This is a genomic window from Arthrobacter sp. NicSoilB8, assembly GCF_019977355.1.
Classification (GTDB): Bacteria; Actinomycetota; Actinomycetes; order Actinomycetales; family Micrococcaceae; genus Arthrobacter.
Map to the genome: position 1 here is coordinate 4482483 of NZ_AP024655.1, position 21002 is coordinate 4503484.

General features: G+C 68.3%; 20 protein-coding genes. 12 read left to right on the forward strand and 8 right to left on the reverse strand.

Annotation, left to right across the window (positions count from 1 at the left end; translation table 11 throughout):
• The first annotated feature begins 32 nt into the window (after positions 1-32).
• The 5 genes from LDO15_RS20260 to LDO15_RS20280 all read left to right on the forward strand — a co-directional run bounded on the left by LDO15_RS20260 (position 33) and on the right by LDO15_RS20280 (position 5551).
• On the forward strand, positions 33-1352 hold the full coding sequence (locus tag LDO15_RS20260; protein ID WP_223981736.1) for an MFS transporter: 1320 nt from the start codon (positions 33-35) through the stop codon (positions 1350-1352).
• Between the two features lie 84 nt (positions 1353-1436).
• Positions 1437-2201 carry an SDR family oxidoreductase gene (locus LDO15_RS20265; RefSeq protein ID WP_223981739.1) on the forward strand — a complete coding sequence of 255 codons (765 nt, stop codon included), beginning with the start codon at positions 1437-1439 and terminating at the stop codon, positions 2199-2201.
• 75 nt (positions 2202-2276) lie between these two features.
• On the forward strand, positions 2277-3209 hold the full coding sequence (locus LDO15_RS20270) for a 3-keto-5-aminohexanoate cleavage protein (RefSeq protein ID WP_223981742.1): 933 nt from the start codon (positions 2277-2279) through the stop codon (positions 3207-3209).
• A 4-nt stretch (positions 3210-3213) separates the two neighbouring features.
• A complete protein-coding gene (locus LDO15_RS20275; RefSeq protein WP_223981745.1) occupies positions 3214-4287 on the forward strand; it encodes a glycerate kinase in 1074 nt (357 codons plus the stop codon).
• Between the two features lie 772 nt (positions 4288-5059).
• Positions 5060-5551, forward strand: a complete 492-nt coding sequence (locus LDO15_RS20280; protein WP_223981748.1) for a carboxymuconolactone decarboxylase family protein — start codon at positions 5060-5062, stop codon at positions 5549-5551.
• Between the two features lie 76 nt (positions 5552-5627).
• On the opposite strand, the gene LDO15_RS20285 is transcribed toward LDO15_RS20280, so the two are convergent.
• Genes LDO15_RS20285 through LDO15_RS20300 form a run of 4 tightly spaced genes read right to left on the reverse strand, consistent with a single transcriptional unit; the run spans position 5628 to position 8773 of the window.
• A complete protein-coding gene (locus LDO15_RS20285; RefSeq protein WP_223981751.1) occupies positions 5628-6677 on the reverse strand; it encodes an ABC transporter ATP-binding protein in 1050 nt (349 codons plus the stop codon).
• Entirely contained in the window at positions 6674-7537 is an 864-nt protein-coding gene (locus tag LDO15_RS20290; protein WP_223981754.1) for an ABC transporter permease, read from the reverse strand. The genes LDO15_RS20285 and LDO15_RS20290 overlap by 4 nt, the downstream gene beginning before the upstream one ends.
• Positions 7538-7544: 7 nt before the next feature.
• Positions 7545-8366 (reverse strand): molybdate ABC transporter substrate-binding protein, encoded by an 822-nt coding sequence (modA, locus tag LDO15_RS20295; protein ID WP_223981756.1) that lies wholly within the window; start codon positions 8364-8366, stop codon positions 7545-7547.
• Positions 8363-8773, reverse strand: coding sequence for a TOBE domain-containing protein (locus LDO15_RS20300; protein WP_223981759.1), 411 nt, complete (start codon positions 8771-8773; stop codon positions 8363-8365). Before LDO15_RS20300 ends, modA begins: the two co-directional genes overlap by 4 nt.
• 159 nt (positions 8774-8932) lie before the next feature.
• Between LDO15_RS20300 and LDO15_RS20305 the strand changes: the two genes are divergently transcribed.
• Both LDO15_RS20305 and LDO15_RS20310 read left to right on the forward strand, forming a co-directional pair.
• Positions 8933-10270 (forward strand): FAD-binding oxidoreductase, encoded by a 1338-nt coding sequence (locus LDO15_RS20305; RefSeq protein ID WP_223981762.1) that lies wholly within the window; start codon positions 8933-8935, stop codon positions 10268-10270.
• 152 nt (positions 10271-10422) lie between these two features.
• Positions 10423-11292: a DUF4031 domain-containing protein gene (locus tag LDO15_RS20310; protein WP_223981764.1), complete on the forward strand. Its 870-nt coding sequence runs from the start codon at positions 10423-10425 to the stop codon at positions 11290-11292.
• A 78-nt stretch (positions 11293-11370) separates the two neighbouring features.
• On the opposite strand, the gene LDO15_RS20315 is transcribed toward LDO15_RS20310, so the two are convergent.
• The 3 genes from LDO15_RS20315 to LDO15_RS20325 all read right to left on the reverse strand — a co-directional run bounded on the left by LDO15_RS20315 (position 11371) and on the right by LDO15_RS20325 (position 12954).
• Complete coding sequence (locus LDO15_RS20315) at positions 11371-11844, reverse strand: SRPBCC domain-containing protein (protein ID WP_223981767.1); 474 nt, start codon at positions 11842-11844, stop codon at positions 11371-11373.
• Positions 11845-11910: 66 nt separating this feature from the next.
• Entirely contained in the window at positions 11911-12324 is a 414-nt protein-coding gene (locus LDO15_RS20320) for a YccF domain-containing protein (RefSeq protein WP_223981770.1), read from the reverse strand.
• 78 nt (positions 12325-12402) lie between these two features.
• The gene (locus LDO15_RS20325; RefSeq protein ID WP_223981773.1) at positions 12403-12954 is read right to left on the reverse strand and encodes a YceI family protein; all 552 of its coding nucleotides are present in this window, start codon (positions 12952-12954) and stop codon (positions 12403-12405) included.
• Positions 12955-13306: 352 nt separating this feature from the next.
• Between LDO15_RS20325 and LDO15_RS20330 the strand changes: the two genes are divergently transcribed.
• A complete protein-coding gene (locus LDO15_RS20330; RefSeq protein ID WP_223981776.1) occupies positions 13307-14419 on the forward strand; it encodes a metallophosphoesterase in 1113 nt (370 codons plus the stop codon).
• Between the two features lie 55 nt (positions 14420-14474).
• Here the strand turns inward: LDO15_RS20330 and LDO15_RS20335 are convergent, their stop codons facing one another.
• A complete protein-coding gene (locus LDO15_RS20335) occupies positions 14475-15200 on the reverse strand; it encodes a glycoside hydrolase family 16 protein (RefSeq protein WP_223981779.1) in 726 nt (241 codons plus the stop codon).
• A gap of 607 nt (positions 15201-15807) precedes the next feature.
• Between LDO15_RS20335 and LDO15_RS20340 the strand changes: the two genes are divergently transcribed.
• The 4 genes from LDO15_RS20340 to LDO15_RS20355 all read left to right on the forward strand — a co-directional run bounded on the left by LDO15_RS20340 (position 15808) and on the right by LDO15_RS20355 (position 20961).
• The gene (locus LDO15_RS20340; protein WP_223981782.1) at positions 15808-16659 is read left to right on the forward strand and encodes a glycosyltransferase family 2 protein; all 852 of its coding nucleotides are present in this window, start codon (positions 15808-15810) and stop codon (positions 16657-16659) included.
• Position 16660: 1 nt separating this feature from the next.
• Positions 16661-17659, forward strand: coding sequence for a glycosyltransferase (locus LDO15_RS20345; protein ID WP_223981786.1), 999 nt, complete (start codon positions 16661-16663; stop codon positions 17657-17659).
• A 99-nt stretch (positions 17660-17758) separates the two neighbouring features.
• Entirely contained in the window at positions 17759-18859 is a 1101-nt protein-coding gene (locus tag LDO15_RS20350; RefSeq protein WP_223981789.1) for a hypothetical protein, read from the forward strand.
• 11 nt (positions 18860-18870) lie between these two features.
• Positions 18871-20961: a glycosyltransferase gene (locus LDO15_RS20355; protein ID WP_223981792.1), complete on the forward strand. Its 2091-nt coding sequence runs from the start codon at positions 18871-18873 to the stop codon at positions 20959-20961.
• Positions 20962-21002 lie beyond the last annotated feature (41 nt).

Below are 21002 nucleotides of genomic sequence, written 5' to 3' on the forward strand. Positions count from 1 at the left end.
CGTCCCGCCCACCTACCCAAGGACCCCAACCCATGTCAGTTGTATCCGCACCAAAGAAGATGCGCACACCGCAGGAAATAAACGGCGTGATCCTCCGCCGCGTCATGCCGCTGCTGATCGGCGCCTACATCATGGCCTTCCTGGACCGCACCAACATCGGCATGGCCAAGGACAGGCTGGAGATCGACCTGGGCATCTCTGCCACCGCGTACGGCATCGGCGCCGGACTGTTCTTCCTGACCTATGCGCTCTCCGAAATCCCGTCCAACCTGATCATGCACAAGGTCGGCGCCCGGTTCTGGATCATGCGGATCATGATCACGTGGGGCATCATCTCCGCCTGCATGGCCTTCGTCCAGGGCGAATGGTCCTTCTACATCATGCGGATGCTGCTCGGCGTCGCCGAGGCCGGGCTCTTCCCGGGCGTCATGTACTTCCTGACGCAGTGGTTCGTGGTCAAGGACCGTGCCAAGGCCAACGGGATGTTCCTGCTCGGCGTCTCCATTGCTAACATCGTCGGCGCCCCGCTGGGCGGACTGCTGCTCACCCTGGACGGGCTCGGCGGCCTGCACGGCTGGCAGTGGATGTTCCTCGTCGAGGGCCTGCCGGCGTGCATCCTGGCGTACGTCGTCTGGAAGAAGCTCCCGGACCGCCCCAGCAAGGCCACCTTCCTGACCGCCGAGGAAGCCGCCGACCTCGAGGCCCGCATTGCCGCCGAGGAAACCGCCGGGGCCGAGGCCTCCGGCAACCACCGGCTCCGCGATGTCCTGAAGGACAAACAGATCCTTCTCGTCGTCGGCGTCTACTTCACGCACCAGATCGCCGTGTACGCCCTGTCCTACTTCCTGCCCTCGATCATCGGCACTTACGGCAAGCTCAACCCGCTGCAGATCGGCCTGCTGACGGCCATCCCCTGGATCTTCTCCGCGGCCGGCGCGCTGCTGGTCCCGCGTTTCGCCACCGACGGCCGCCGCTCCCGGCTGCTGGTCACCGGCACCATGACCGGCATCGTCGCCGGCTTCGCCCTCGGCGCCGTCGGCGGCCCGCTGCTCGGCATGATCGGCTTCTGCCTCGCGGCCTTCAACTTCTTCGCCCTGCAGCCGATCCTCTTCACGTACCCGGCCACCCGGCTCAGCGGCGCCGCCCTGGCCGGCGGCATCGCCTTCGTCAACACCATCGGGCTCTGCGGCGGCTTCCTGGGCCCCTACGCCATGGGCTTCATGCAGGACGCCACCGGTTCCAAGCTCTCCGGCCTGTGGTTCATCGTGGCCATGTGCGTGATCGGCGCGCTGCTGTCCCTGCTGCTCAAGCGCGGCACGGAAAAGCCCGCTGCCGTCCCGGCGGCCCACTGAGCCGCACCCCGCACCGCCCGTTCCGGATGCGCCGCCTGGCGCGTCCGGAACACCCCGCCAGTCACCTCACCGCAAGGACTACTCATGGATTTCACCGCCAAACGCGTGCTGGTCACCGCCGGAGCCAACGGCATCGGCCTGGCCATCGCCAACAAGTTCCGCGACCTCGGCGCCGCCGTCTTCGTCACCGACATTGACCCCGACGCCGTCGAGAAGGCCCGCGTCAACGGCCTGCTGGCCGCGGTCAGCGATGTCTCGGACGAGGACCAGGTCCGCGGGCTCATGGGCACGGTCCGGGAGGACCTGGGCGGCCTCGACGTCCTGGTCAACAACGCCGGCATCGCCGGCCCCACGGGGCCCCTGGAAACCCTCGACGCCGCGGCCTGGAAGGCGACGTTCGATGTCAACATCCATGGCCAGTTCTTCTGCATCAAGCATGCGCTGCCCCTGCTGCGCGAGGGCAGCGGCGCCTCCATTGTGAACCTGTCCTCCGCCGCAGGGCGGCTGGGCATGGCCGGCCGCAGCGCCTACTCGGCGTCGAAGTGGGCGGTCATCGGGCTGACCAAGACCCTGGCGATCGAACTCGGCCCCGACTGCATCCGGGTCAACGCCATCTGCCCCGGCGCCGTCAACGGCCCCCGCATCGACGCCGTCATCGCCGCCAAGGCCCGGATGCTGGACCTGCCGGCGGATGAGGTGTCCGCGCTTTACCTCGGCCAGTCCTCGCTCGGGCGGCTGATCGAGGCCGAGGACATCGCCAACATGGCCGTCTTCGCGGCCAGCGACATGGCCCGCAACGTCAACGGCCAGGCTCTCGCCGTCGACGGCAACACCGAAAAACTGTACTGACGCGGCCGCGGGATCCGGTCAGACCGTAGCAGTCCCGCCCAACGCCCACGATCCGCCCACCAAGGAGACATTCCCATGGCTGCTGCCCGCAAGGTCATCATCACCAGCGCCGTCACCGGCGCCATCCACACCCCGTCCATGTCCCCGCACCTGCCCGTCTCCCCGGACGAGATCGCCGACGCCGCGATCGGCGCCGCCGAGGCCGGAGCCGCGATCGTGCACATGCACGCCCGCGACCCGAAGGACGGCCGCCCCTCGCAGGACCCGGAGCACTTCGCCCCCATCCTTGACAGGCTCAAACGCAACACCGACGCGGTCATCAACATCACCACGGGCGGCTCCCCGCACATGAGCGTCGAAGAACGGATGCAGCCCGCGGCATTGTTCAAACCCGAGCTCGCCTCCCTCAACATGGGTTCGATGAACTTCGGGCTGTACCCGATGCTGGACCGCTTCACCGAGTTCAGCCACGACTGGGAGCGCGAAGGCCTCGAAAAGAGCCGCGACCTCGTCTTCAAGAACACCTTCCAGGACATCGAGACCATCCTGGGGATCGGCAACGAGAACGGCACACGCTTCGAGTTCGAGTGCTACGACATTTCGCACCTGAACAACCTGGCCCACTTCCACGCCCGCGGGCTGGCCCGGGGCCCGCTGTTCGTGCAGTCGGTCTTCGGCCTGCTCGGCGGCATCGGCGCCCACCCCGAGGACCTCATGCACATGCGCCGCACCGCCGACCGGCTCCTGGGCGGGGACTATGAATGGTCCATCCTGGGCGCCGGCAAGAACCAGATGCCGCTCGCCACGATCGGCGCCGCCATGGGCTCCCACGTCCGGGTGGGCCTGGAGGATTCCCTGTGGATCGGCCCGGGACAGCTCGCCGCGTCCAACGCCGAACAGGTCACCCGGATCCGCACCATCCTGGAAGCCCTCAACTTTGAGGTCGCCACCCCCGACGAGGCGCGGCAGATGCTGCAGCTCAAGGGCCGGGACAACGTGGGGTTCTGAACCGATGAGCATCCTGGTGGCCCCGGACAGCTTCAAAGGCACGTTCACCGCGGCCCAGGTGGCCGGCCACATCGCGGGCGGCATCCGGGCCGCCGGAGGGTCGGCCCGCGAGCTGCCCGTGGCCGACGGCGGTGAGGGCACCTTCGAGGTCCTGGCCCGCGGGCTTGACGCCCGGCCCGTCCGGGTCGCCACAGTCGGGCCGTGGGGCGAACCCGTCGACGCGGCGATCGGGCTGGCCGCCGACGGGACCGCCGTCGTCGAACTCGCCGCCGCGAGCGGCCTGAACCTGCCCTCCGACGGCGACCGGGACCCCGCGGCGGCCAGCACCTACGGCACCGGCGTCCTGATCGCGGAGTCGGTCCGGCGCGGCGCGCGCCGCATCGTGGTGGCTGCGGGAGGCTCGGCCACCACCGACGGCGGCGCCGGCGCCATCGCGGCGATCGAGGAACACGGCGGGCTCCGCGGCGCGCAGATGGTGATCCTGAGCGATGTGACGACGCGCTTTTCCGATGCGGCGCGCGTGTTCGGGCCGCAGAAGGGCGCCGGGCGGGCCATGGTTGAGTTGCTCACGGGCAGGCTGGAACTGCTGACGGAGTCGTTCGTCCGGGACTTCGGCCGCGATCCCCGGCTGGTGGAACGGACCGGCGCGGCCGGCGGATTCTCCGGCGGCATGTGGGCCCGCTACGGCGCCAGCTTGGTGTCGGGCGCGGACTATGTGCTGGATCTGCTGGGCTTCGACGCGCAACTGGCCGAGAGCCGCGCAGTGGTGGTGGGCGAGGGACGGCTGGATTCCCAGACCGGCCAGGGCAAGATCATTGCCGCCATCCTGGCCCGTTCCGGCACCAGACCCGTGTACGCCGTGGTGGGTTCGGTGGATCCGGACCTCGGCGACGACGCGGACCGCTTTGCCGGCATCATCGTGGCCGGAAATCCTGCGGCCATGGAGGCAGCGGGAGCCGAACTGGCCCGGACGGGCCTCGCGGCTTCGCACGCTTCCGGTACTGCCCCCGCGCCTCCCGGTTCCCCCGCTTCCTCTGCTTTCCCCGCTTCCCTTGCTTCCGGACATGCCCTCCGCTGACCGCACCGCTGGACATGCTCCCCGCCGGGCCCGCATCCCGGGTCCGACGACTGGGCATGTCCCGAATTGCCAGGTCCGGCCGCGGGACATGCCCTCCGCTGGCCCGCACCGCTGGACATATTCCCCATATGCCCGTTCCCGGGCCTGAAGACTGGACATGTCCCCAACTGCCACGCGTTACCACTGGACATGTCCCCCGCTGACGCGCGTGGCCATGGGACGCGTCGCGCAAGAAGCCTGGGGAGGCCCCAAGACGGGACAGGCTCGCCTTGCGGCCATTCCCGGGCCCGAAGACCGGACATGTCCCTAAGTGCCAGGTCCGGCCGCGGGACATGCCCTCCGCTGGCCCGCACCGCTGGACATATTCCCCATATGCCCGTTCCCGGGCCCGAAGACTGGACATGTCCCCAACTGCCACGTGCGGTCACCCGAAAATATCCTCCCCGGCGCGGTGTGACCACGGGACATGTGCAGCGGTATGTTCTGGCTTGGCTCAGGCAGGCGAGGCCCGACCGGGAAGGAGCGCGGAATTAGTGGCGGACGACGCCCGGCGTGACCACTGGCCAAGCCCGCTACCCGACGCCCGGCGTGACCACGGGAACGGGCCTCAGGCGAGCGGGATCCGACCCGGAAGGAGTGGCGCGGCGGCCGGGTCCCCCAAGGAACCGGCCACCGAACCAAGCACTCCCACCCCCAAAGCTTGTCATATGTTTGACAAGATTGTCACACGACGCTCCGGGCCGCACCGAAGCTCGTCGGTATTGTGGAATCCATGAATGAGACGGCGACACCGCAGAATCCCGACCACCGGAGCGTCTTCCTGGACAAGGCGCACCCGGCGGCCTGGCGCGCACTCAACGGGCTGGGCCTCAAGGCCAAGGAGGGCGCCGCCGAGGCCGGGTTGGACGGGAAGCTGATCGAACTGCTCAACGTCCGCATTTCGCAGATCAACGGGTGCGCCTTCTGCCTGGACATGCACGTGGGCGACGCGGTCAAGAACGGTGAATCCGCCCAGCGGCTGGCCGTTCTCCCCGCCTGGCGCGACACCACCCTGTTCTCCGACAAGGAACGCGCAGCCCTGACCCTGGCCGAGGCCATCACCACCATCTCCGACGCCCACACCCGCGACCACGAAGGCGCCCAGGCCCGCAGGCACCTGACAGACGAGGAATTCTCCGCCGTCAGCTGGTTGGCAATCGCGATGAACGCATTCAACCGGGTCTCCATTGTCAGCCAGCACCCGGTCCGCACGGCCCGCGCCTAACCCCGCCCGCGCCTAACCCCGCCCGCGCCCAATCCCGCCGCACCTAATCCGGTCCGCACGGCCGGCCCCCACAGACCTACGCCGGGTAGACGGACACCGCCGCGGCCTTGACCACGAAGTACGCCTCCAGCCCCGGCACCAGGCCGAGGTCCGCGGAGGCGGCGGGGGTGATGTCGGCTGACAGCTCGCCGGCGCGGACGCGGATCTGGTCCCCGTGCGGCTCGAGATCCGTGATCCGCACCCGGAACGAGTTTCGCGGGCTGCCGTGCGCCTCACTGAGGAACACGGACACGGCCGACGGCGGAAACGCGGCCACGCCTGCCTGCCCGGGGACCAGCGGATCATCATGTTGCCCGGCGAATTCCAGCCCGTCGGCCGACCGGATGCCGGCGGCGGTGACGGTTCCGGCCACCAGGTTCAGCCCGGCCAGTCCGGCGGCAAAACGGCTGCGCGGACGCTGGAGTACCTCGCGGACGGGCCCTTCCTCGGTGATCCGGCCCGCCTCCAGGACAATTACCCGGTCGGCGAGCATGAACGCGTCCAGCACGTCGTGGGTGACAATGACGGCGCGGCGTCCGGCCAGGACGCGCTTGAGCAGCCGGCGCAGCAGCGGCGCGGCGTGGATGTCGAGGGCCGCCATGGGCTCATCCAGCAGCAGCACGTCGGGGTCAGCGGCCAGCGCGCGCGCCACGGCCACCCGCTGCGCCTGGCCGCCCGACAGCTCCCCGGGCCGGCGTGAGGCGAGGTCCACGGCGTCCACCTCGGCCAGCCAGTGCCTCGCGGTTTCCCTGGCCGCAGCCTTGGCCATGCCGGCACTGCGGGGTCCGAAGGCCACATTGTCGAGCGCGCTCAGGTGCGGGAACAGCAGCGGCTCCTGGGCCAGGAGGGCAGTGCCGCGGCGATGGGGAGCCGTCCAGGCATTCACCCCGGGACCCAGATCGAAAAGGACTTTGCCGTCCACCTCGCCCCTTCCGGTATCGGGCCGGAGCAGGCCCGCCATGACCGACAGCAGGGTGGATTTGCCGGCCCCGTTAGGACCCAGGACGGCGAGGGTTTCCCCCGGCGCCAGGCACACGGAGACGTCGAAGCCGCGGGCGGCGATGGCGGCGTCGATCCGGACGCTCACGGCGCCACCCTCTCCCGGGCCGTCTCCGACGCCCCCTCCCGCGGGGCACGCTCCGCCGGGCCGCGGCCGCGCGCACCGGCGGCCGCCGGCCCCCGGTAGGACAGCCCGACGACGGCGACCGCCACCGCGACAAGAAGCAGTGACAGCGCGACGGCGGCATCGGCGTCGGTCTCGCGCTGCAGATATATCTCCAGCGGCAGGGTGCGGGTGACACCCTGCAAGCTGCCCGCGAACGTGAGCGTGGCGCCGAATTCGCCTAGGCTGCGCGCGAAGGAGAGCACGGCGCCGGAGGCCAGCCCGGGCAGCACCAGCGGGATGGTCACCCGGCGCAGCACCGTGGTGGGGCGGGCACCGAGAGTCGCGGCGACGGCCTCGTACCTGCTCCCGGCCGAGCGCAATGCGCCTTCGAGGCTCACCACCAGGAACGGGAGGGCGACGAAGGTCTGGGCCAGGACAACGGCCGTCGTCGAAAAGCCGATCTGGATGCCGGCCAGTTCCAGTGAGCGCCCAAGCAGACCCTGCCGGCCGAAGGTGTACAGCAGGGCGATGCCGCCGACCACGGGCGGCAGGACGAGCGGCAGCAGCACGAAAGATCGGAGCAGGCGCTGCCCGCGGAACTGCCCTCGGGCCAGGACGAGCGCCAGCGGGACCCCCAGCACGATGCACAGCGCGGTGCTGGCCGCGGAGGTGCGCAGGCTCAGTGCCAGGGCGGTCAGAGACGATTCCGAGGTGACCAGCGGCAGGAACTGGGCCCAGTTGACCTTCGCGACGATGGCGGCCAGGGGCAGCAGGACAAACAGGGCGCCTGCCGCGGCGAGGACATGGATCCAGCGCGGGATGCCCTGGTAAGCGTGCCTCATCCGCGCCTCACTGTGTGCCGAATCCGGCGTCGTGCAGGACCTTCTTGCCCTCGGCGCCGGTGACCAGCGCAAGGAATGCCGCCGCCAGCTGCTTGTTCCTGCTGTCGCCTACGGTGGCGATGGGGTAGGTATTGACGGCCTGGTCCGCCTCAGGGAACGGAATCCCCTTGACCCTGTCGCCGGCGGTTTTGACGTCCGTGACATAGACGACGCCGGCGTCGGCCTCGCCCGAGGTGACCTTGCCCAGGACGTCCGTGACGGAGGATTCCTCGCTGACCGGGTTCAATGTCACGCCGGTGACTTTCTCGACCGTGGCGGTCGCGGCGCCGCAGGGAACCTGGCCGGCGCAGACCACCACGCGGACCCCGGGACGGGCAAGATCGGCGAAGGCAGCGATCGACGCCGGGTTGGCCGGCGGGACGGCGATCGCCAGGACGTTGGTAGCGAAGTTCGTGGCCGCGCCGTCGAGCAGCCCGGCATCGGCAAGCTTGGCCATGTTCTTGGTGTCCGCCGAGGCAAAGACGTCCGCCGGGGCTCCCTGGCTGATCTGGGTGGCGAGGTCGGAGGATCCGGCGAAGCTCAACGCCACCCTGGTGCCCGGGTTCGCGGCCTCAAACGCGGCCGCCAGTTTCGTGAAGGTGGCCTTCAGCGAGGCGGCCGCGAACACCGTCAGGCTTCCGGAGAGCTTGGTCGGCTCCCCGGCGCTGGACGCCGGGGCGCCTGCTGCCGTGCCCGGACCGCCGGCGGGCGCTCCGGCAGCGCACGCGCTCAGGCCGGCGGCGAGCATGCCGGCGGCGATCAGGACGGAGGGCCGGAACGGCAGTCTCATATGACGCTCTTCCCCTTGGGCGTTTCGATGATGACGGTGGTGGCCTTCACGACCGCGGTGGCGACGGAGCCCAGCTCCAGCCCGAGATCGCGCACTGCCTCGCTGCTCATCAGGGACACCACCCGGAAGGGCCCGCACTGGAGTTCGACCTGCGCCATCACCCTGTCTGCCGTAATGGCGGTCACGAGTCCCACGAAGCGGTTCCGGGCCGAACTGCCCACCCGGGCAGGGTCTTCCGGAAGCTGGGCCTGCTCCCGGGCAAGCCGCGCCAGCTCAAGCCCGTCCACGGCCAGCCGGCCGGACTCATCCTTGAGCGGGGTCAGGCTCCCTTGCTCGGTCCAGCGCCGCACAGTGTCATCACTGACACCGAGAAAACGGGCTGCTTCGGAGACGCGAATCTTAGGCATATTCCCACTATATTCCTCATTTGCGGTTTTCTGATCGAATATTAGCCGCATAAACCGAACTACGGTGCTGCGCGGCGAGCGCGTGGCCTAGCCTCAGCTGACGCGCAGTCGTAAGCTCTGAAAGTGGGGCGGAGCCGCGGTCACCGAGGGAGCACTGCCATGAAGTGGGTCAGGCCGGGTCACCCGGAATACGACGAAAGACGAAAACTCTTCAACGCGATGATCGACCGCCATCCGGCCGTGATCGCCCAATGCGGCACCCCTGCCGAGGTGGCCGAGGCGTTGGCCTACGCGCGGACCCACGGCCTCGATGTCGCCGTCCGGGCGGGCGGCCATTCCGTGGCAGGCATGTCCTTGAACGACGGCGGCCTGGTGGTGGACGTCCGTCCGATGAAATCCGCACGGGTGGACCCGGAGGCCCGCACTGCCACCGTGGGCGCGGGACTCACCTGCGGGGAGTTTGACCGCGCCACCCAGGAATACGGCCTCGCCATCACGGGCGGGCGGGTCTCGACGACCGGTCTCGCCGGCTTCACGCTCGGGGGCGGGTCCGGCTGGCTTGAGCGAGCCTTCGGCTTTGCCTGCGACGACCTCGTCTCCGTGGACCTGGTCACTGCCGCCGGCGAGCAGGTGACAGCCAGTGCCGGGGAGAACCCCGAGCTGTTCTGGGCCCTGCACGGAGGCGGCGGGAACTTCGGCGTCGCCACGTCGTTCACTTTCGGCCTGCACCCGCTGGGCCCAAAAGTACATGCCGGGCTGCTGATGTGGCCGGGGGACGCGGCCGCGGAACTCAGCCGCGGCTACCGGGAACTGGCTCTTGCGGCTCCCAACGAAGAATCCGCCACCCTCATCTATGCGATTGCACCGGCAGAACCCTTCGTGCCCCCGAACATGGTGGGCAAGATGGCCGTGTGCGTCGTGTACGTGTTCGCCGGTGACGCCGCGGAGGGCAAGGAACACGCCAAGGCCTACCGGGAGCTTGGCCCTGCCGTGGACCTCGTGGAGGACACGGACTATGCGGACTTCCAGTGTTCCCTTGACGACCCGCCGGGCAAGTACAACTACTGGAGCGCGGACTATCACGACGAACTCTCCGACGACGCCCTGGACGTCATCATCGAATCGGCCCGGAACCTCCCGGGACCCAGTTCCCAGCAATTGATAGCCCATTGGGGCGGGGCCGTGAGCGGGCCCGCGGCCGCGGCCACCCCGCTGCTGAACCGCGGCGCCACCTGGGTGAGCCACCCGTTCGGCCTGGGCGACACTCCGCAGGGCGGCCAGGAAGCGAAAGCCTGGGTCAAACGGTTCCGCCAGGATATCTCCCCCTACGCGAACGGCGGCGTGTGGCTGAACTTCATCGGCAACGAGGGCCAGGACCGGATTCGTGCGGCCTACGGCGATGAGAACTACACCCGGCTGGCGCACGTGAAAAGCGAGTTTGATCCGGGGAACGTCTTCCGCGGCAACCAGAACATCCGGCCCGCCGTCGCGGTATGACCGCGCAGGGTGACCGCATAGCGTGCCCGCGCTGTGCGACCGCGCTGGGTGCCCCGCTCGGCGCACCCTGATGCCGGCCCGCGCACGCTGATGCCCGGCCCGCGCACGCTGATGCCCGGGCCCGCGTCCGCGGACGGCGCTAGACTGCCTCCATGGCCGTCTACGTCGATCCGCCTCTTTGGCCTGCCCACGGAACGCGCTATTCCCACCTTGTCTCGGACACCTCGCTGGAGGAACTGCATGCCTTCGCCGCGGCTGCCGGCATCCCCGGACGCGCCTTCGACGGCGACCATTACGACGTCGCCGAGGCCCGTTACGGGGCACTGGTGGCGGCCGGGGCCATCCCCGTGGAAGGCCGGGTCCTGGTCCGCAAGCTCATCGCCAGCGGCCTTCGGATCCCGGCCCGCCGGCGCGGAAAGGCCCTCCGGGTCCCGCTCCTGAACCGCTGGAACGAGGCGCTGCCTGGCCACGACGCCCTCTTCCTGGACCTGCTGGACCGCTGGGGCGAGGAGCACCGGAAATACCACGGCCGCACCCATCTACTGGCTGTGCTGGAGGCCCTGGACGTGCTGTGCGAGCCGGCCGATCCGCCCCGGGCAGTGGTGCTGGCCGCATGGTTCCACGATGCCGTCTACCGCGGCGTCGCGGGCCAGGACGAGGAAGAATCGGCCCGGCTGGCCGAGGACAGGCTCCGGCATGCCGGCCTCCCCGCCGCCGAGGTCGACGAGGTGGTGCGCCTGGTGCTGCTGACGGCGGAGCACTGCCCGGAACCAGAAGACGACGCCGGCGCCCTGCTCAGCGACGCCGACCTCTCCGTCCTCGGCGGGGAACCGGAGGCCTACGCCCGCTACCGGGCAGCCGTCAGGGAAGACTTCGCGCACATCGGCGACGCCGACTTCGCCGCCGGCCGCGCCGCCGTCGTGCGCCGGCTCCTGCAGCTTGATCCGCTCTTCCACACTGACCGAGGCCGAGGCCTGTGGCTGGAGGCCGCCCGCCGGAACCTGCAGGGCGAACTCGACTGAAAGGTGCCTCGGCCGCGCGCCGGGAGCTTTCCCTGTTCAAATGGAACCGTTTAGAAGGAAACGTTCAACCGGAGAGGTTCAGGCGGCAACGCTGAGGTGATTGGCGAGCCGGTCGAACGACTCACGCCACCCTTCGCCGTGGCGGTCGCGGCTGGCCGCGGAGTCGAACGGGCCCTGGCTGAAGGTCATCTGGGTGCCGCCGTCGATCTCCTCCAACCGGATAGTCACTTCGGTCTCGAACCCGCGGGTGCCGTCCGGTTTGTCCCAGGCATGGGTGAACACGAACAGGTACGGCGGCTCGATGTCGGTGTGCACTCCGCTCCACCAGAATTCCTCGCCGGTGCTGTCCTGGATCATGCAGGCGCGGTACAGTCCGCCGACTTCGAGGTCGGCGTCGATGCTCTCACGCGGGACATGGAAGCCGCGCGGACCCCACCACCGCGGCGCCTGGTCAGGGTCCGTCAGTGCCGACCACACCACCTGGACGGGTGCCCTGAACTCGCGCACGATGACCAGCATCAGGTCCGTGTCGCCGGACGCCAGTTCATTCATGGTCCTCTCCCCCGGATTTTCTTAGACGTAACAGCGGAGCTTCCCTCACACCGCACTTCTTCCGCCCTAGCGGCGGCCGTGGCTGTAGGTCGGCACAAACGGCGTATTGGTCGGGACGATCTGTTTGCCCAGGGGCATCAACGACACCGGGATGAGCTTGAGGTTGGCGATTGCCAGCGGGATGCCGATGATCGTAATGGCCATGGCGAAGGCCGTGATAACGTGCCCGATCGCCATCCAGATCCCTGCCACCAGCAGCCAGATGACGTTTCCCAGCAGCGTAAATACGCCGCTTCCGCCGGGCTTGTCCACCACCATGCGGCCGAACGGCCACAGGGTATAGGACGCGATGCGGAACGAGGCCAGCCCCCACGGGATGGTGACGACCAGCAGACAGCAGATGACGCCGGCAAAGAAGTATCCGAGGGCCAGCCACAGGCCGCCAAAGATCAGCCAGATGATGTTCAGGAGTGTCTTCATGGATCCATTCTCGCCCGTGGGAGTGACATTCGAACCTAGGGGTTGGCCCGGAACAATCCCTGACTGCCCGGCCGGCCTTTAGGCATCCGCCTGCTTGACCATGGCGGCCTCAACATTGATCTTGACCTTGTCGCTGACCAGCAGCCCGCCCGCTTCGAGGGCGGCGTTCCATGTCAGCCCGAATTCCTTCCGGCTGATGTCCGCCTCGGCACTGAACCCGGCCCGGGTGGCGCCGAAGGGGTCCACCGCGACGCCTGTGTACTCGACCTCGAGTTCCACAGGCTTGGTGACGTCGCGGATTGTGAGATCGCCGGTCAGCACGTAGTCCTCCCCGTCGCCCCGGATCCCGGTGGCCCGGAACGTCATGTCGGGGTACTTCTCGACGTCGAAGAAGTCCGGGCCGCGGACATGGCCATCGCGGTTCGCGTCCCCCGAATCGAAGCTGGCCGTCTTCACCGTGGCATGCAGGCTGGCATCAGAGAGCGACTCGCGCACTCTCGCCTCGGCGGTGGCTTCGTTGAACCGCCCGCGGACCTTGCTGATGCCCGCATGGCGGACGCTGAAACCGACTTCGCTGTGGGACATGTCCAGCGTCCACACTCCGGGAGTCAAACCTTCGGGCAGAGTCACAACGGTCTCCTTCGAGCGGGGCGGGCCTGTTCCCGCCGGGGCGATCGGGGTATTCCCCCCACCCTGCATGCTAACGAGGAAGCCCGTTCCGGGCTAGGTCCCGCAGGCCCTTGACGCGGCACGCGGGCTTCGGCCCGGTCACGGGGGTGTTCCGGCCGGACGAATGTGCGGACAACGGCGCAAGCCCGGACCGCCGGTCCGGGGCCACCGCCTTCTCTGGCCATCACTCCGCGGCCGGGTTACTCTGGCCTATAAATGCCGGGCAATCACCCGAATTCGCAGCATTGCTGGAGAGCATTGCTCGCACAGCAGTACGCGCGCAATCCTGATCAACCAAGTGACGTGAGGAATCGTGGCCAGGTCCCTGGGGAAACGTGGCAAGGCGGGTATAGGCGCATGCCTGCTGGGCCTGGCTCTGCTGCTCTCCGCCTGCCAGCCCGGGCCGCCGGAACCGTCTCCGCGCCCAAGCCCCGGCACGCCGTCGTCGAGTCCGGCACCGTCGTCGTCGAGTCCGGCGCCGCCGTCGTCGGATGCAGCGCCGGCGCCCGGCGAACCTGTGCACTTCACTGCCCAGGGGGACATCGGGGTCAGCACCGGCGCCAAGAAAGTGCTCGACGTCGTCGCCGGCCTCAATCCCCAGCTGAACCTCGCGCTCGGCGACTTCGCCTACAAGGCCGGGCTCGAGCGGCAGTTCTGCGACATGGTCACCGCCCGTCTCGGCGAGGACTTCCCCTATCAGCTGGTGACCGGAAACCACGAGAGTGACGGCCACGACGGCGACATCGAGAAGTTTGTCCAATGCCTGCCCAACAAGCTGCCAGGCATCCAGGGCGAATACGGCACCCAGTGGCGGGTGGATGTCCCCGCGCAGAATCCCGTGGTCCGCTTCATTCTGGTCTCACCCGGCATCGATTTCCGGGACGGGCCGCTGGACTACTCCAGGGACAGCGAACGCTGGCGCTGGACCGCGGACGCCATCGACGACGCCAAGTCGCAGAACATTCCGTGGACCGTGGTCGGCATGCATACCCCCTGCCTGAGCATTGGCAACTATGACTGCCAGGCAGGGCAGGACTTCACGAACATGCTGATCGAAAAGAAGGTGGACCTCGTCCTGTCCGGCCACGACCACGTCTATCAGCGGACGCATCAACTGTCCACGGGCGGGGACTGCGCGGAACTCGTTCCCGCCAGCTTCACCTCCGGATGCCTGGCCGACACCGACGGCTCCATGGTCCAGGGTTCAGGAACCGTGTTCGCCACGGTCGGAGTGGGCGGCGTCGGGCTCTACAACGTGCATGCCGAGGATCCGGAAATGCAGTACTTCGCCAGCACGTCCGGAAAGAACCAGGACCCCGCCCTAGGGACACTCGAGGTCAGGGCCACGGCGGACGAACTGGCCGCCCGGTTCGTGCCAGCAGACGGATATACGTTCTCGGATTCCTTCACCGTCCGCCGCAGGTAACGGCTTTTCAGCCGGGGCCGCGGCCGGTCACAGCATCCTGGCGTTGCCGTGAGCCTCAGGCCGGCACCCAGATGCTGATCCAGTCAAGGGAGACGTGGCCCTGGGCCGTCGGGGCCGGGCAACCGGTCAGGCACGATTCGGTCTGCAGGATCAGGTGCATGGGCGTCGTCGGCGCCTTGGTGCTGGCACCCAGGGAACGTCCGTCCAGGAAGAACTCAACGCGCCCGGGGCTCCATTCCATCGTGGCCACATGCCACGAAGTGACGGACTGGTCCGAGTCGATTTTCTCGAACGCATCTGCGCCGTTCCGGTCATAATGGACGGCGCCGTAAATGATTTTGGCCAGATCCCCTTCGGGGAAATCCACCTCACCGTCCCGGGGCCAGACGCCGCTGTCCGGCCACAGCAGCCATGCCGTCTTGAACCCGGGAATGGCGTCGGCCCGGTAACGGACCGAGTACCGGCCGTACAGGAGGCTGTTGGCGCGGGGCGGGTTGGAGCTGGCGTTGGGGATCTTGGGCGTCGGCGCCGCCCCCATCGTGATTCCGTTCTCCGTGTGCAGGTACCAATCCAGCGTGCCGTTGCGGACACTGAGGACTTTCGACGGATAGTAGCCGGTCTTTCCGCCGCTGAGTTGTCCGGCAGTGTCCGGGGTCCCGTCTTTGTAGCCGGCGCTCCACCGAGCCCGGTAGAGCGGGCCGGGGAAGCCTCCGAGCGGGACGTCGCCGGCGGAGAAGTCCTCCACGAACACCTGCTTCCAGCCCGGCAGGTCACCAGTCATTGTCACATCCGTGGTGCGGGCCGGAGCCTGGCCCGGATTCGCCTGGGGCGCGCCCCCGCCATTCGGCGCGGTCGCCGGCGCTAGCGCTGCCTCGGTCGCGGCACCCCCTTCAGCAGACCCGGTGGGCGTCGCCGGCTGGGATCCGGGCGGTTGGGGTCCCGGGGTCTCGGATCCAGCGTCCGGCGTGGCGGACGGATTCACCGGCGACGCCGAGGTGAACAGCGGCCGTTCGCCAGTTGGTCCGGCATCGGCGCCACAACCCGCCAGCGCCATGGCGGGAACAAGCACCATGGCAGGAACCAGCGTGGACCGAAGAAGAAGGAGACGCCGGCGGGCCCTCGGCCCGCGCCCCCTGTGAACGGGTGTCCGCATCCGGTCAGTTTCGCATGGAGGCACCAGCCCATCAACCATTGCAGGGCATTTTTAGTTGAATAATCAAGTTAATCCAAGGTTAATGCAAGGTGCCGTGACCAGACTTTAACCCTGGGGTAATTTACTAAGTTGTCGACAACTGGTCAGCGTTAGCATTGGGTCTATTTTCCGGTTGGAGGAGCCGGAAAGCGCTGCAGTTGAGGCGAGCAGAATACGTCATTGAGTGGTGAGGCCAGTGTCCATCCCGAATCTCAAGCCGAACGTGCGGCCGCAAACAACGCCCCCGCCGGCAAACCCGTCAGTCAGCGTGGTGATTCCCACGTTGAACGAGGCGATGAACTTGCCGTGGGTGCTGCGGCGCATGCCCTCATATGTGGATGAGGTGGTAATCGTTGACGGTCGTTCCCTGGACGCCACGGTCGATGTCGCACGGGCCCTGCGCCTCGACGTCGTGGTGGTGGCCGAAACACGACCCGGCAAGGGAAACGCCGTGCGCGCGGGATTTGCCGCGGCGTCCGGGGACATCATCGTCATGCTGGACGGCGACGGCAGCATGGACCCCCAGGAGATCGGCTGGCTGGTGACCCCGCTCCAGCACGAATACGACTTCGTCAAAGGATCCCGCTACGTGACCGGCGGCGGCTCGGACGATCTCACGTGGCTGCGCAGCGGGGGAAACAAGATGCTGACCGGACTCGCCAACGCCGTTCTGCACAGCGATTACTCGGACCTCTGCTACGGCTACATCGCCCTCCGCCGCGAATGCGTCGACATCCTGGAGCTGAAGTCGGACGGCTTCGAAATCGAAACGGAACTGATTGTCCGGGCCTCCAGGGCCGGCCTGCGCATTGCCGAGGTCCCCAGCCACGAACTGTCCCGGATCTCGGGCCAGTCGAACCTGCACACGTTCCGTGACGGCTGGCGGGTTCTCCGCACCCTGGCCCGCGAGCGCGTGAGCTGGGAGGCGCCGACCGCCGGCGCCCGCCCCGAGGCCCTGCGACGAGTCAAGTACAAGTACCCCAACACTGTGTTCCCGCACGTTCCCACCGATCCCAGCAGCGTTCTGGGCGTGCGGGCAGGTGAGTAGGATGCCTGAGCATTCCAGCCTGCCGGCAGTGTCCGTGGTCATTTGCTCCTATTCGGAAGACCGGTGGGACCTGCTGATGGGCGCACTGGACTCGGTCCGCACCCAGACCGTCCCGCCCAAGCAGACGATCGTCGTCGTCGACTACAACGTGGACCTGTACAAACGGCTGATCTTCACCGTCCCGGATGCAGTGATTGTCGAGAACAACGGGCCCAAGGGGCTCTCCGGCGCCCGGAACACCGGAGCCGCCGTCGCCAAGGCAGAGATTGTGGCCTTCCTCGACGACGACGCCGAAGCCGAGCCCGAGTGGCTCCAGCGGCTCGCGGCCATGTACGACGACCCCGACGTCCTCGCGGTGGGCGGCCGGGTGGAACCGCTCTGGGAAGCCGGGCGGCCTGGCCATTTCGCCAACGAACTCGACTGGATTGTCGGCTGCACGTACCGGGGAATGCCCAAAGTTGCTGCCGAGGTTCGCAATGTCATTGGCGCGAACATGTCCTTCCGCGCCGACGTCCTGGACCGCGTAGGCGGTTTCAACATAGCCCTGGGGCGCCAGGACGCCGTCCCGCTGGGCTGTGAGGAGACCGAACTGTGCATCCGCGCCGTCATCGGAGCCCCCGGATCAAGGGTGGTCTATGAACCCGCGGCCCTGGTGCACCATCACGTTCCGGCCGCGCGCGGCACACTGCGCTACATGCTTGCACGCTCGTGGTCCGAAGGGATTTCCAAGGCTCAGGTCAGCAAGGTGGTCGGGCACAAGAGGGCACTGGGCCCGGAACGGCGCTACGTCCGGCAGGTCCTGCCTCGCGCGGTGTTTGCCGGTGTCGGCGGCTGGCTCCGCGGCGAGGACCCGGCCGGGCTCCGCCGGGCGGCGGTCATCATCGCCGTGCTGGCCGCCACTGCGACCGGATATGTCCGCGGCCGACGCCTGCCCGCCACGCCGGTCCCGCAAAAACCGGTCCCGGCGTCCCTGGACGAGCCTTGGAGGGAAGTCCAGTGACCCGCCCTGACGACGTTCCCGTCCCCGCGCACCAACCGACGAAGCGTCTGCACCCGCACCCACCTGACCGCAGGATCCCGACTCCAGAAAGCTTGGACCATGAGCCAGTCTGAACGCGACGTGAAACAGCCGATTAGTGCCTCTGCAGGAGCCTCCTTCGATGTCCACGGAATCGTGGGCATCGACGTGGAGGCCGGGACGCCGGGTGAACCGCAATTGCGGGACATGCTCGCCCCGTTCCTCGGGGAGTCCCGTGCGCCACGCCGGATAAGCATCGGCGGCAGGATCTCGCCGATGTCCGGCCAGTCGCACGCCGAGGACGCCTACCGCTTCACCGGGGACTCTCTCTACATTCCGGCGGACCGCGTCCAGATCATCGAGACGAAGGACGGCTACCGGATCGAAGGCGCCGGCGAACTCCTGACCACGGTGATTCCGCTGCTGGACCGTCTCTGCGTCCAGGACGAAACGGCCATGATCCATGCCGCGGTGGTGGACTTCCGGGGCTCCGGGGTCCTGTTGCCGGCCTGGGGCGGGGTAGGCAAGACCAGCACGGTAGCGAAGCTGGTCGCCATGCACGACGTGCGGTTCATGGCAGACGACTGGGCCTTCATGGGTGCCGGCGGCATGCTCATGGGCTACGCCAAACCGATGTTCATCAAACCCCACCACCGCGCCATCTACCCGGACATGTTCCGCGGGACACGCAAGCCCCTGGCCCCCGGGTGGCTGACAACTCCCGTGGCCCACCTGGCCACGGCGGTCCACCCCGTCATTGTCCGCTACCCGAAAACGGCCGCCTTCACCCGGCGATGGTCCCCCGAGCACCGCATGGTGCAGCCGGAGCACGTCTTCGGGGCGCAGCACATATCGTCGGCGGCGCCGACCCAGCTGGCCATCTTCCTTGAACGCTTTGACGGCGCGGACGCCCGCCTGGAGGCCCGAAGTGCGGAGTGGATGACGTCCCGGATCGTCGGCAACTTCCATTCGGAACTGCCCATGGTGTCGCGGCGGCTCGTCGAGGCCCTCGGCGCCACCAGCCTCGTCCCCCTGGAAGATCACTTCGGCCAGAAGGCAGCCGTCGTGCGCCGGGCGCTGGAGGATGTTCCCTGCTGGCTGCTCCGGCTGCCCGCCGCCTGGTCCGCGGACCAGGCCTCTGACTACATCGCGAACCTGGTCCGCTCAAAACTGGATGAGTGAGGCGAGGCAACGTGAGCGACCTGAAGGTATCGGTTGTCGTTCCGGCGCGCAATGCGGCCGCATGGCTGGCCGAGTGCCTCGAATCGATCCGCAGCCAACACCCGCACGAAATGATCGTCATCGATGGCTGCTCGACCGATGACACCGCCGCAATCGCCCGCGAGCACGGGGCGACCGTCATCTCCGACGAGGGGCGCGGCCTGCCGGCAGCACGGATGCTCGGCGCCCGGCGCGCCTCCGGTGACGTCGTCGCCCTGATCGACGCCGACGTCGTGCTTGCGCCGGACAGCCTGCGCCGGCTGCTGGCCGAATTCGAGTCCGGCGGCTATGACGGCCTGCAGTTCGGGCTGGCCAGCGAAGCCGACGGCCCCGGGTATTGGGGTGCGGCACTGGCGTGGCACCACAACCACAGCCGGGTACGCGGCTGGTTCGGCGTCAGCGCCACGCTCATGCGCCGTGACGTGCTGCTCGCGGTCGGGTTCGACGACGACTTCCGCTCCGGAGAGGATGTGGAGCTCAGGATCCGGCTGGAGCAGGCGGGATACCGGCTCGGCGTCTCCGACTCCGTGGTGGTCAGGCACCGGTTCGGCGACACGTTTGACTTCGCCCGCGACCAGTGGCTCCAGGACGGCGCCGGCACGGCCCGGACCGTCCGCAAGCATCGCGGCCATGGCTGGCTGGTGTTCCTGCCTCTGCTGGCCACCGTGCGGGGGGTGGGCATGTCCCTGTTCCGCGCTCCGCGCTTCCTGCCATATTGGATGTGCTTCTTCTTCTACAACTACCGCGCCATGTTCGGGGAAATCCTGCGACCGGCGCACAAGCCCATCTCAGTCGGCGGGAATGCGGCCTGGTTAGCTGCCGCGAGGATTGCGCCCATGGTGACGGGGTTCCTGTTCTGGGCGCTTGCGGCCCTCGTGCTGCCGCCGGAACAGATAGGCCTCGGCTCGGCGGTGGTGTCTGCCGCCCTCCTCACCGTGCAGCTGGGGATGCTCGGCGTCGGGCCGGCCACGCTGACGCTTCTGCCCGCCGAAACGGACGGCGGACGGCGCCTCATCGCCACAAGCCTGCTGACCGTCGCCGCGTTCTCCCTGTTTGGTGCGGGCCTGCTGGTCGTCATTACGCGCTGGCTCGGCACGGGTGTGGGCCAGGCCTGGAACGATCCCCTGGTCACCGTCCTGTTCCTGGCCACGGCGCTTCTGGCCGCGAGCGCCTATCAGCTTGACCACGTGGGCGTAGCCCAGGAACGTGCCGACCGCACCCTGGTCAGGAGCCTCACGCAGAGCCTCGTCCAGCTCGCGGTCCTGGCCGCCGGATTCGCCGTCGGGCTGCGTGACCTTGCGCTGGTGGTGGGCGCCGTTGCGGCCGGCGCGCTGGCCAGCGTCCTTGTGGGCCTGCGCCAGCTTGACCGGGCCAAGGTGTCCCCCGACTGGAGGCATGGCCTCCGGCCCCGCCCGGCCCTGAAACTCCTGAAGCCGGGGCTTCCCAACCACGCCCTCATGCTGGCGGACCGCGCGCCGGGCTACCTGCTCCCGCTCATCGTTGCAGCAACTCTTGGCCCGGCCCCGACCGCTGCATGGTACGTGGTGTGGATGATGGCCTCCGCGGTGTTCTTCGTACCGCAGTCGGCCGGCTTTACCCTGCAAACGGCCCTCGCGGGAACGCGGGCGCGGCCGGGCCTCGTTGCGTCCGCGCTCCGGGCCAGCCTCCTGTTGACCCTCGTGGCCGGGCTGATCCTGATGGTTGCCGGGCCTTTCCTTCTGGGCTTCCTCGGGCCGCAGTATGCGTCCGCGTGGGTCCTTCTTCCTGTACTCGTTCCGGCACTGCTCCTGAGTTGCGTGACGCAGGTCTACTACGGGCTGTGCCGGGCCCGTGGGCGACTTTTCGAATCCACAGTAGTCGCCACCCTGGCCGCCATCCTGGTCGTAGCACCCGCCGCGGCCGTGGCCCAGCAATACGGCCTCACCGGAGTCTCCGTGCTCTGGGCCGTTGCCCAAGCGACGGCATCGCTGATCGCCACCCGGCGTCTGATCACCCTGACCCGAGTCAAGACCGCCGCCACGGCTGGCGAGATTCCCTCAGCGGCGCGCCACCAGCCGACCTGAATCGAGAAATCATGACACGCGAAACGGCAGCAAGCCCCCCA